The sequence below is a fragment of the Paenibacillus algorifonticola genome (assembly GCF_050481745.1).
Lineage (GTDB): Bacteria > Bacillota > Bacilli > Paenibacillales > Paenibacillaceae > Pristimantibacillus > Pristimantibacillus algorifonticola_A.
In genome coordinates this window covers 308087-319719 of sequence record NZ_JBCNGR010000036.1, presented here as the reverse complement: position 1 = coordinate 319719, position 11633 = coordinate 308087, and the positions used below count along the sequence as shown (strand labels likewise).

The following is an 11633-nucleotide window of genomic DNA, read 5'->3' as shown; positions in this document are numbered from 1 at the left end:
CAGACCCGATCCGCATCATTGTGGCAAAAAAAGAACGGGACAGGCTGCACAATGCCTGACACATTCCAACAGCCTTCTCCCGCTCTGCCTTTTATAATAAAGCTGCGAGTTAATAATAGGCAGCATTCGCCGCTTTAGCGATCTGCCTCATGAAGAAAAGGGTGAATTTATTGCTAAGCCAAATTCGGAAGCTAATGATCAGCGCATTATTATTAAGCGCTTTATTATGGACAAGCAGCCTCCAGCTCCTGCAAGCTGCCGCCATGCCGGAAACCGAAAATGCTGTTGATACTGCCCTCCTCGCCCATGTCGAAGCATGGACAGCGCAGCTCTCCACTCAGCCTGCTTTCAAGAGCTGGCAAGGCGCAACGCTCAGCATATCCGCACTTGGCCCTGGCACACACAGCTGGATGGCCAGCGTTATCCAGCACAAAAAAACCGTCGGCTACCTCGTTGTCCATGCAACGGAGAGCGGCGGGTTTGTTTTAGGCGAATATGGGCTTGGCGACTATCTGTATAACTTAACGACGCTGCAGCAATCGCTTCAGCGGCTCGAACTAATTCCCTCTACTATTACGAGTACGCCGCTATATATCCATCCACTGCTGTCCGTGTGGAAAATTTCCGGCAAGTCCACTGCATTAACCGATGCTATGAGCGGTGAAGCACTGCCGCTGACTGCTTCACTCTGGAGCATCGAAGCAAGTCAGGAGCTTAAGCTTATTCAAGTCGAATCGCCTATGGCCGTCACTGCGGGCATTGCCAAAGCGGTGTCCAATGCTTCATTCAGTCCTTACGAGAAGCTGCAATGGCTGACAGATGCTCCTGTAGACAAGGTTGATTCCATGCGCATTTTGGACAAAAAGAAACACCTTACCTATACAGCGGCAAGGTTTAATGGCGACATGCTGTATGTGTGGTCGGCAACTGGCTATCACAGCTGGAATAACGGCGCAGTATACGTTGCCCTTGAAACGGACGAGCTGGGCGAAAGCAAGCGTTATGTGCCGCTGACACTGCTTGTTGAGCTAGGCGAATTTTATCGCTGACGCTCGCTTTTTCCCCGCCACCACATCATTAGACTAACAGGCCCCCATCCGAACCAGCGCGTCAGCCATGGCTCCCTTATCGCCTTCGCTGACGCTTTCATTTGCTTGCGTTCCCCTTTTGGCTTCTCCATATACTCCACAACCTGTACGGTTACATATTTAATTAAATCATCCCCGCTGGCCATTTCTGTCGCTCCCCTCTTTGCTTGAGTATCAAGACAGCTGCTTCTATAGACAGTCATTTCTCAGAACCATTGATGATATCAGTTTGCCCTGTCATCTCCAAACATAAACATGCATGAGATTTCCTCCATTGAGCCACGATATAGCTAAGACAAAAACCTTTCAAAAGGAGGATGGCATGTGCTTGCTTGCTTTCGATGTTTGATCATTACACTGCTCTTCTGCCTTCCTGCCCATTCCGCATCAATGGCAGCAGGAGAAGATAACGCTTCACAAGATGAAGCAGCTCCACCCTCTCAACAATTCGCCCCACATGCTGGGCATTGGACCATGCCCTCTTCCGTCGTACTCATTGATGCAGGACATGGCGGCATAGATGGCGGGGCAACAGCTGGTGGCGTAGTGGAAAAAGACATTAACCTGGCTGTAGCCAAAAAGCTTTACTTGCTTCTGAACAGCCAAGGCATTACCGCTGTGCTGAATCGCACAGACGATTATGCGCTCAGCGATGATAATCGCTGGCATATTAGCGGCTCCCGGCATCGGCGCGATTTGTCGCAAAGGAGGCAGCTGACCGAGGAAATTCCTACGCAGCTGCTCGTCAGCCTGCATGTTAATTCGGCACCCGACCGCTCGGAACGCGGGCCGCTGGTGCTGCATCAGAGCAGCGGGGAAAGCGCCCTGCTTGCTTTCTGCATTCAGGATACGCTTAATCGCCAGCAGCGCACACGCTTTCTCCCAAGGGAAGGCAAGCCGTTTTATTTACTTAGACGCGTATACCAGCCAGCCGTTATTGTCGAAATGGGCTTTGTCAGCAATAGCGATGATCGAACGATGCTGACCGACCCCCGCGAGCAGCTTCATATCGCATCAGCAATCGCTTCAGGGATTCGGCAATACAAGCTGATCACCAAATGATTGCAGCACCATATCCGATAGCTTGACGAAGGAAACAGCGGCGTTCATGGCAGGTATTGACTGTCTTAGAACAGCCGCTGTTTTTTTGCCTGGAGGCCCCACATGACCGATTACGACGCAGGTAACATGCGTAGCAAGATGCTTTTGCACTACATTCATCTGCTTGCTGATATGCTGCATCGTATACACATCATCGAGAAAAACATCGTTGGACAGCAGCGGTACGCCAGCCTCCTTAGATACCTTCGGTACAACCGTCTTATAGGTCGTCCGGCTATCGAGGAAAAACAACCCGCGCTGCTTGCAAACGTCAAGCACGATACGCATAATCCGCTCATCCGCAGTCACCTTGGACCCCATATGATTATTCATGCCAATCGCATGAGGAACATTGTCAATGGCCGCATTGATCCGCTTGCGGACTTCGTCGTCGCTTAAATCTGCCGTAATGGCTCCGGGACCGAGCCATTTTTTCAGACCCTTATTTGGCTCCATTGGCATATGCACAATGACATCATGCCCAAGTCGGTGCGCCTCCTCTGCATCTTTTTGTGTAGAGGGCATAAACGGCATCACCGCCACAGTAAACTTGATTGGCAGCTTCAGCATTTCCTCCGTCCCATCCATATTATTGCCGAAATCGTCAATGACGATGGCAAGGTGCCGCTGCTCCTGTGCAGGGGACTGTGCTTCATTCGATGGTTTTTGCGGAACGGACAGCGTCTCCGAGACCAGTTGGTGCTGTATTTGCTGTTGTTGCTGGAATGCATGCGAATGCTGCTCTGCAGCAACAACAGCAGCGGTCCCTGTCTCATTGCTCATAGACAATACCAGCATCGTTAGTCCGAGCAGCCTAACCGCCCTCTTTTTCCATAAATAGCTTCTCTTCATGTTCACAACTCCACACTCCTCATTCGCTATCTACGCGTCATCATTCATTCCCTTTCATTGTTTGTGAACTTGCGCCAAAATATGCTGAATGCTGGAAATTAATTCGCCGTTATTCTGCTTCCTTTGTCACATATCGCCAAAATCACCAATTCCATAGTAAAATAGCAAGGAAGGATGCTGGATATTCATTAATGAGGAGGCGATTCGTTATGCTCGCTTTAAATAGCTTGATTTGGTCGGAACTGGAAGGCCCTTACGGCTTCGCCGATTCCGTACCGGAAATGCTGCAGCAGCTGGCGCAAAATTATGACTCACAGGTCAAAGACAAGCTATACTGGGAACAGCTTTATCATCAAAATACGATTTATCCGAGCACCTACGCCGCGGTCCCTTATTTGGTGGAAATCGCCCGTCTCTCGAACGATCCGGAAGTGAAGCTGGATATTTACATCACCTGCGGCTTATTTGAAGCAAACAATAGTTGTGAGTTTACCTCGGAAATGCCGGTAGAATTTGAGCAATTAGTACCCTCTATTGATGCAAAGGCACGGGCTGATATTTATCTTTCTTATTATGATGCCATCAATAAGCTTGGTGAAATGTCCGAGCAGCTTGCCGACTATGCGCGACCTAATAAAGATGACTCAGAGAAGCGTTATATCGCAATCGCAGATGCTGCTTTTCAAGGGGAGCAAGCCGCTGCCAATATGCTGCAAACCCACAGCATCGGTGATGAATATGTCGCTGCATGCCCTTCTTGCGAGCATGAAACATTCATTTGGCCGGATGAAAGCGGGGAGAAGCTTGTCGCGTACAAGGCAGATCCCGTTTTTAACGACAAGGATGCGCCAGTACCCATTACCCCTGCTGATCCTGCAAGCTCAGCGGAAGCCAGCCTTCGTTATGTACACAGCCGAGCTGAGCGTTTGGGAGACGAGCAGCTTAAGGCACAGCTGCCCTATATGGCCGGACACACGAATTGCCCTGCCTGCGGCGAGAAATTTCATATTTGGAAACAACTGCTTGCCCTCTATAACTAAAAATAAAGCTTTTTCTATTTCATTTTTCTACCTCATTTTATTTAAAGGCAGCGTGATCATTTGCATAAATCATTTTATATTATTTGGACGGTATTGCTTTTATTAATCGGCTCCATTACGCTAGGCTATTTCATCAATAAGACGCTCAACCCGAGCCGGGCTTTTTCGGTTGGGCTAACCGCAAATACGGCAGCAATTCCTACGATTGTGGAGGAAGAGCCTGCTTTTACAATGGAAGAGGAAGTTCCTAAATGGTATGACGCAACCGATTAATCTGAAAATTTCAACTTCTTAAAGCCAACTTGACTTCCCCCATGACAACATGCTAAATTAAAAATGTAAATTTTGCATGTGCGGTCGTGGCGGAATTGGCAGACGCGCTAGATTCAGGTTCTAGTGGTGTAACAGCCGTGGAGGTTCGAGTCCTCTCGACCGCATTTAATCTTTAACTAACAGGTTCGTGAAATGGCTCTTAGAGCGATTCACGAACCTGTTTTTATATGCTTTAGAAATTCAAGCTGTTACACACTCATCCCAAATGCATCCGCAATCAGCTTGTAGGAATGGATTCGTGCTTTCTCATCATAAATCGGGCTATTGATGAGAATCTCCCCAACATTGTATTCCTTGCTCATCAGAAGCAGTTGTTTCTTTACCTGGTCCGGCGTACCGATAACCCGCCGCTGGCGAGTTTGCAGAATATGAAGCCGATCCTGCTCCGTATACGGATAATCGGCTGCAGTCTGCACAGAGGGCAGAAATGGCACCTCCAGACCTGTTTGAATACCGAGGAATAACAAATCGCTGCTCATCGCCAATCGATTCGCTTCTTCTTCCGTTTCAGCGCAAATCACAATGGTTGCAATTATAGAACGTGGATGATTTTTTAAAATGTTGTTAGATTTAAAATGCTCGTTATAATGCTGCATCGCCTCTTCTCCGCCAGGCGTGCCGAAGAACTCCGCGAATGCATAAGAAGTGCCTAGCCTTGCCGCTATTCTTGCACTCTCTCCACTGGAACCAAGCAGCCATATTTCAGGTGCTGTCGAAATAGCTGGTGCAGCGAGCAGCTTCTCAAACGGATGCCCAGCAGGCATTGAACCATGCAAATAGCCGATAATATCCTGCACCTGCTGAGGGTATTTATTCACATCAACGTATTTATCCTGTTGTAGCGCTCTGGTTGCAAGCGGCATACCGCCCGGTGCCCGACCCAAACCTAGGTCGATGCGGCTTGGATGAAGCGCCTCCAGCAGCCGAAAATTTTCAGCAACTTTGTAGGCACTGTAGTGAGGAAGCATGATACCGCCAGAACCGACACGAATACGGGAAGTTGCAGCTGCCAAATGGGCGATCAGCACCTCCGGACTTGAGAAAGCAAGCGCAGGCATAGAATGATGCTCGGACACCCAAAAACGGGAGTAGCCCAGTTCCTCCGCCGCTTGTATGAGACGAGTCGATTGCTGCAGTCCTTCTGTGGCTGTCTGGCCTTCAGGGACAAGTACTTGGTCAAGCACACCTAATTTAATCATATTGAACATTCCTCCTTTTCCCTGTGGGCTTATGGGTAAGATCCAAGACAGAAACGGGTATATTTATATTTCCATTACTATCCACTTGACGATTCGCCACTATCACAGAAAAATAAATGCATTCGCACGCATATATTATTGCATGCGAAATATTACATGTCAATATCATGTAACTCTCTTGGAAAGACTACCTATTACAGGTTGTACACTAACTATACTTAATCGATATCGAGGATAGATGAAATTACATGTTTGCATACTCGCCCTAACTGAGCTTATTTTGTCGAAGAACCAAAATCAGTAATCTTCAGTTTGATCTCAAAGGTTACGGGAACCCGGCTGAACACTTCATCCCAGTTATCCTTTACCATTTTCCATTTCTGCGGATATTTAATAGAGAGTACTTTCCCAAATCCAGCTACATCCACTTTGTATTTCGACTGCATTTTCCGCATAACCTGATCAATCATAGTTGTTAATCTTTTTTCAAAAACCTTCTCTGCTCCTTCTAAATAAGCTAGCTCGGATGGATTTTCTTTCGTATCCCAATTTTCAATTAGTCTCCCATTTGATTCAATAGCAACGTGAAAGGAAATCGCATCTCCCTGTAATTTTGCAGTCATTTTACTTTTCATGGATTTAATCTCATAGGTAATGATCTCATTTCTCCAATTATAACTTTTGATTACTCCTCCTTGACCTGTTCCTTGAATCCAGGATAGGCTTTCCACATTTTCCTGATTCAAATCGCCTATCCACTTGCTTGTACTCCCCTTAATGATGCCGGCCCCTGAAAATTCTATTTCCCCCTTTGAACTAACGATATTTTGCAGCAAGAAGCTTTGCTTGGAATGAAGCAATCCATCGATCTTAGTTAGATTGACCTCGTTCATTATCTTATTGGTTCTGAAACTATTATTGATCATCGAGTTTATCCGAAAAGCGGGAACTTCTTCCGGTTGATTACTAATAAAGGTATCATAGGCCTTCCTCTTGCTAAAAAATACCCGGCAGCTTGGACGTATATCATTATCACGCAGCACGAAATCCATTAGTTGGTCCATCTTATGCTGCTGTGCCACTTTTGTAGATACTACTATGACTTTAAGATGATGCCCGATGACTGGACGTTCCCTTCTTGTTGAGTATTGGCGCATAATTTCAAAGACAGAATCCCCTGTTAGGCGCAAATTTGAATACTTCAACAGCTGCTTCTCTTTTGACTTTTCTTGCCGTTCGAACGATTTTATTGGAACAATTTGTATGGTAGCTGTAATCAGATTTTTTTTCTCATATTTGGCGCCTTCTCTTTCCAGATTGCGTTCAACTTCAGGCCGTTCACCTACATCCAGAGCCAGACCTGCATAAACACTTAAATCCTCAATTTCTTTACTGCTCCAGCAGCCTTGAGTGACAACAAGTGACGATAAAAGAAGTAAAGTAAGCAAATTTTTAAATCTATACATGATGATTCAAAACCTTCTTTCTAAAGAGTAATATGACAGTAAGCAGGACAGGCACGAGAAAAAACAAAAAGATTCCCATCTTTCCTATCGTATCACCTAGCTTAAAAACTTCATTTATTCGCCCAGGAAGCATCGTTGTGATGAATATTACGGGGATTAATCCAAATATCACCGGGTGAATTTTTAGGTTAAAAACCTGAGAAATTCCTAACGAAGCATTAAAGTAAAAACTGGTGAAATTGCAAAATAACTGCATCATCCAAATGACTAGAAACGGAAACTCAAAACGCTCAAAAATTAATCCGGCAATTTCAAAGCTACGCAGAAGGTCGATTGTAGGCCAAGTGCTATTCAGCACCGAATCAATTGACATTCCCCCTATGACGACGACTACAGTCAGAAGATATAGCACAAAAGGAACGCCTATTCCTGCAACAGTCGCTCTGACTGCCCGCTCGGGATGCTGCATATGGGCAACGAGAGTCATAATTACTTCACATCCTGTAAATATAAGTACTGTTGATTTCAATCCCTTAAATACGGGGAGGACGCCTTCGCTTAAAACAGGACGCAAATTATCGATATTAAATAATCGTATACTGAGGAAATAAGAAAGCACTAGTATCAGAATGCTAATCGGAAAAATAATTTGAAAAACACGTGCAATGGAATTAATCCCTCCAAAGCAAATATAGGTGCCCACCCAAATAAAGGGAATGACAATGGCCCAGATCGGAGTTCCTTCCAGCAAATAATACAAGGTTATCTCTGCAAATACCCTTACCTCGAAACCGGCAATAATAATGTAATAACAAATCAAGCAAACACCTAAAACTCCGCCAGGGATAGTGCCTACAATTCGTTTAGAGTATTGATATACCGTGTTATTAGGAAAATGCTGGCTTAATTTCACCATAACCATCATTAACAAAATGACGATAAAGCCGCCTAATAGCACAGATAGCCAGACATCTGGTGTTTGTGCAGCTTCAATCACACTTCGAGGCAAGGTCAAGATACCGGCCCCCAGTACTGTATCTGTTAAAAAGATCGAGGTTTGCGTTGTCGTGATTTTATCATCGCTGCGTATAAACACATTTGCGCCTCCTCTCTAAGCCGTTACTATCTTCGTTTCTTGTCTTGCGTCTTCATCATATCCGGTCGTTTATTCATAAAAGGCAGCGGGGAACGCAGAAATAAATCCTTCCAGTCGTTGAAGCGAAACGGCGAGATCGGAGTAACATAAGGAACTCCAAAGCTTTTCAGCTTGCTTAAATGACCGCAAATTAACAATATGAACAATATGGTTCCAAACATCCCTAGCACTGCCGCACACAACATGCCAGCGAAACGCAAAATACGCAATGTAATGCCTGCGCTATATACGGGTATCGAGAAAGAAGATATAGCCGTCACAGCGACTACGATCACCAAAAATGGACTGACAATTCCGGCCTGGACCGCGGCTTCACCAATGATCAAACCGCCCACAATACCCATTGCCGGTCCAATAGGCTTAGGCAATCGAATGCCAGCCTCACGCAATATTTCAATCGATATTTCCAGAATCATCACTTCTATCAATGAAGGAAAGGGGACACCCTGCCTGGTTTCAATGATCGTAACGGCAAGCTCTGTCGGGATTAAGCCCGGATGGAAGGAAATAAACGAAATATACAAAGCTGGTGCCATAAGGGCCAAGAACGCTGCAAAAAATCGCAGCATACGCAACAGGGTCCCCGGCAGCCACCGATCATAATAATCCTCAGGCGATTGCAGCAGCATGCTAAACGTTACTGGAACAATTAGAGCAAAAGGAGTACCGTCCAATAGAATCGCAATCCTTCCTTCTAACAATCCGCTAATGACCCGATCCGGGCGTTCAGTATTTTGAGCTTGCTGAAATGGGCTTAGGTAATCATCTTCAATGAGCTGTTCCACATAACCGGATTCAGCGATGAAATCCATATTGATTTTTCCAACTCGATCTTTTACCTCCTGAAGCAGGTCTGGATTAACAATTTCCTTCATGTAAGCAATAACCAGCTTCTTTTTAATTCGAGTTCCTACCTCGTACATATTTATTTCCAGATCTTCACTGTAGCCTTGTCTGCGCAGCATCGATGTATTCTCACTTAATACCTCGGTAAAACCGATACGAGGACCTCGAAGCAAAGCTTCAGAGCTTGGTTCATTGATGGCCCTGGTCTTCATACCTGATGAGCCAATAAGCAGGGCATGGGGCATGCCTTCAATGAACAAGGCTGTAAAACCCATCAAAATGGATTGATTTAAGCCATGAAGCTCTGCAACTTCATAGGCTTCGCAAACAGGCAATACTTTATCTTTAAGATACGAGGAGAACTCCAATGGATTAACGAAATGGCTTCCGTCCGTCATATCCTGCTTAACATCTTTCATTAAAATTTTCATGATCTGCTTGCTGATCAGCTCTTCATTTTGCATCCCATCTACAAAAACGAGCACAGCCCGAGCATGAAATTCTGTTATTTGAAATTCACGAAAATGGACATCACTGTTACTGCCAATGGCTTGTTTAATTGCATTCAAATTTTCTTCATAATCTTCGGACAAATTTGAAGGAGCGGCATGGTGTTTACTCTTCCATTCTTTTTGAATAGGAGCATTCTTTTTTGTAACTAATGTCCGCAAATATTTATTTAGATAATAAAGAGTAATAGCAATGATCAGGCTTAAAATAGCCTGCGCACAAACTTTCCAATCAGGGAGGTGCGATATTATAACAGACCACACGCTAGTCCATCCTTTCCTAAATAAAGCTCAATTTTAACTTGTCCCTTTATTTTCTTTTCATGCACCATTTTTCAAAAAATCAAAAAGCCCGATTTAGATCGAAGTTGACGATCTAAATCGGGCTAGAGTTCCGTTTTTACAAATTCAGACTAGTGGTTGATATCACATTTGTTCAATATGAACGAAATTTGATTTTCAAGTCGATTGATCGCTTCTTGTGCTTCTTTGTCTTCCGCTTGCTGTTGACGAAGCGATTCGAGCTCCTGCTTGAGTTGATGCAAATCATCTCCCGCATTTGCACAATCATAATTACTCTCGAGGCTATCGAGCATGTTATATCCCCCAATCCATAGGTAAGTGTACTTGAGTATTATGATGAATTTCCATTCATTTATTCATTTCCCTCAGATTTCACTAACGCCTATGCCTCGACCTTTTTCCACACCCCTCTATTCCTAAATTTCAATTGTTAGTTCAGTCACACTTTTTACGGCTTCCTTTGTAGGTTGCTGTTCTGAAGCTCGCGCCGCAGCCGCAGGAGGCTTTCGCATTAGGGTTGTCGATCGTAAATCCGCCAGTCATGCCTTGATTCTGGTAGTCAATTTTGATCCCTTCCAAAAATTCGATGCTCCGTTTATCCCATACGATGTTGAAGGTTTCAGTCGGCAATACCTCATCTTCTTCCGTCAACAGGTCGTCTAGTTTAATATTGTAAGATAATCCGCTGCATCCGCCGTCTTCAATACCTACTCGAAGAAACAGATCAGCAATATTTTTGTCCAAGATCATTTGATAGATAGCCGATTTGGCCTTTTCACTGATTTCTATCATCTCAGTCACTCCTCACTAAGTATCGGGATAACGAAGCCTGAATGGCTTGTGCTCGTTCATAGATCAGCATACCGGGGAGGTTAGGAGGAGAATTCCCGCCTTCCAACAATAAAGCCCGAGCAGCTGCGATATATTTCTTGGCCAGATTAATTTCAGCCATTCCACCAATTGAAGTGTCGGCTTCATCTGATTGCTTGCTGATGTTTTTTTCCATTTGCTCGATTTTTCTTTCAAAATCTCTTATAGCTCGCATATTGTTTTTCAGTCGCTTTTTTAGTTTGCGATCAGCAACCGCTATTGGTGTAGAGATATAGCGGTAATGGCAGTATTGGTAAGGTAAACCGGGAAGCAAGCCTTCAAAGGCCAAGCGCAAACTATACTGGCCATCAAACACGATACCTACAATCGGAAATCCTAGTTTAATGACTGGCAAAATGAGAGCTTGAAGTTCCGCAACCGTTCCACTTTCCATATTTTTTGCAGCAATTACCGTGCCGCTAAATACTTCATATAAGATGTGGAGCGTTTCGTTCCCCTTTTTTTGCTGCACACCGTGCATCGACAAAAGGATGCCGCCATTGAGCTCAGTCGTCACATGAAGTGCTGCCGTGAGTTCGCTTACCGTCATATGTGGCGTAAAGCACACCTCTCCTGCAAGGCTTAGCACATCCCCACCATAGGATGACTGTTTCATACCGAGCATTTCGGCTTCCGCTGATTTGTAGAAGATGCCTTTGTGCGAGCAAATCATATTTTTGCATGTGTAGGCTATACTCCAAGCTTCAATGACACCGTTTAACGTCGTAATTTCTTTGTGCCAAGCCGTATGGGCACGCTGTAATTTCTTCTCACAATGCGGGCAAAAAGTAAATTCGGATCGAAAATATATTTTACGATTTTCCTCATGCCGGTTTTTCGAAAGCAAGGCGAACACTCCTCAAAAGGTCT

The 11633-nt window shown here is 44.9% G+C and carries 13 protein-coding genes and 1 tRNA gene; 5 read left to right on the top strand and 9 right to left on the bottom strand.

What is annotated here, in order from left to right:
• Positions 1 to 161 precede the first annotated feature (161 nt).
• Positions 162 to 1049, top strand: coding sequence for a hypothetical protein (locus tag ABEW34_RS26690; protein WP_430163140.1), 888 nt, complete (start codon positions 162 to 164; stop codon positions 1047 to 1049).
• On the opposite strand, the gene ABEW34_RS26685 is transcribed toward ABEW34_RS26690, so the two are convergent.
• A complete protein-coding gene (locus ABEW34_RS26685; RefSeq protein ID WP_056041798.1) occupies positions 1040 to 1234 on the bottom strand; it encodes a YqzE family protein in 195 nt (64 codons plus the stop codon). The two genes, ABEW34_RS26690 and ABEW34_RS26685, sit on opposite strands and share 10 nt — an antisense overlap.
• Before the next feature lie 178 nt (positions 1235 to 1412).
• On the opposite strand from ABEW34_RS26685, the gene ABEW34_RS26680 reads away from it, so the two are divergent.
• Positions 1413 to 2150 carry an N-acetylmuramoyl-L-alanine amidase family protein gene (locus ABEW34_RS26680; protein ID WP_430163137.1) on the top strand — a complete coding sequence of 246 codons (738 nt, stop codon included), beginning with the start codon at positions 1413 to 1415 and terminating at the stop codon, positions 2148 to 2150.
• Here ABEW34_RS26680 and ABEW34_RS26675 read toward each other — a convergent pair.
• Positions 2115 to 3041: a divergent polysaccharide deacetylase family protein gene (locus ABEW34_RS26675; RefSeq protein ID WP_430163229.1), complete on the bottom strand. Its 927-nt coding sequence runs from the start codon at positions 3039 to 3041 to the stop codon at positions 2115 to 2117. The two genes, ABEW34_RS26680 and ABEW34_RS26675, sit on opposite strands and share 36 nt — an antisense overlap.
• Before the next feature lie 209 nt (positions 3042 to 3250).
• Between ABEW34_RS26675 and ABEW34_RS26670 the strand changes: the two genes are divergently transcribed.
• The 3 genes from ABEW34_RS26670 (at position 3251) to ABEW34_RS26660 (ending at position 4518) form a co-directional block, all read left to right on the top strand.
• A complete protein-coding gene (locus ABEW34_RS26670; protein WP_430163134.1) occupies positions 3251 to 4081 on the top strand; it encodes a hypothetical protein in 831 nt (276 codons plus the stop codon).
• Between the two features lie 60 nt (positions 4082 to 4141).
• Positions 4142 to 4354 (top strand): hypothetical protein, encoded by a 213-nt coding sequence (locus tag ABEW34_RS26665; RefSeq protein WP_430163131.1) that lies wholly within the window; start codon positions 4142 to 4144, stop codon positions 4352 to 4354.
• Between the two features lie 80 nt (positions 4355 to 4434).
• Positions 4435 to 4518: transfer RNA gene (locus ABEW34_RS26660), tRNA-Leu, on the top strand.
• A gap of 84 nt (positions 4519 to 4602) precedes the next feature.
• Here the strand turns inward: ABEW34_RS26660 and ABEW34_RS26655 are convergent.
• The 7 genes from ABEW34_RS26655 to ABEW34_RS26625 all read right to left on the bottom strand — a co-directional run bounded on the left by ABEW34_RS26655 (position 4603) and on the right by ABEW34_RS26625 (position 11619).
• Positions 4603 to 5613 carry an LLM class flavin-dependent oxidoreductase gene (locus ABEW34_RS26655; RefSeq protein ID WP_430163128.1) on the bottom strand — a complete coding sequence of 337 codons (1011 nt, stop codon included), beginning with the start codon at positions 5611 to 5613 and terminating at the stop codon, positions 4603 to 4605.
• A 275-nt stretch (positions 5614 to 5888) separates the two neighbouring features.
• Entirely contained in the window at positions 5889 to 7079 is a 1191-nt protein-coding gene (locus ABEW34_RS26650) for a Ger(x)C family spore germination protein (RefSeq protein ID WP_430163125.1), read from the bottom strand.
• On the bottom strand, positions 7072 to 8175 hold the full coding sequence (locus tag ABEW34_RS26645; RefSeq protein ID WP_430163122.1) for a GerAB/ArcD/ProY family transporter: 1104 nt from the start codon (positions 8173 to 8175) through the stop codon (positions 7072 to 7074). The genes ABEW34_RS26650 and ABEW34_RS26645 overlap by 8 nt, the downstream gene beginning before the upstream one ends.
• Before the next feature lie 26 nt (positions 8176 to 8201).
• On the bottom strand, positions 8202 to 9854 hold the full coding sequence (locus tag ABEW34_RS26640; protein WP_430163119.1) for a spore germination protein: 1653 nt from the start codon (positions 9852 to 9854) through the stop codon (positions 8202 to 8204).
• 149 nt (positions 9855 to 10003) lie between these two features.
• Positions 10004 to 10186, bottom strand: coding sequence for a DUF2524 domain-containing protein (locus tag ABEW34_RS26635; protein WP_430163116.1), 183 nt, complete (start codon positions 10184 to 10186; stop codon positions 10004 to 10006).
• A gap of 142 nt (positions 10187 to 10328) precedes the next feature.
• Positions 10329 to 10685 (bottom strand): HesB/IscA family protein, encoded by a 357-nt coding sequence (locus ABEW34_RS26630; RefSeq protein ID WP_430163114.1) that lies wholly within the window; start codon positions 10683 to 10685, stop codon positions 10329 to 10331.
• 1 nt (position 10686) lies between these two features.
• On the bottom strand, positions 10687 to 11619 hold the full coding sequence (locus ABEW34_RS26625) for a transposase (protein WP_430163111.1): 933 nt from the start codon (positions 11617 to 11619) through the stop codon (positions 10687 to 10689).
• Positions 11620 to 11633: the final 14 nt, after the last annotated feature.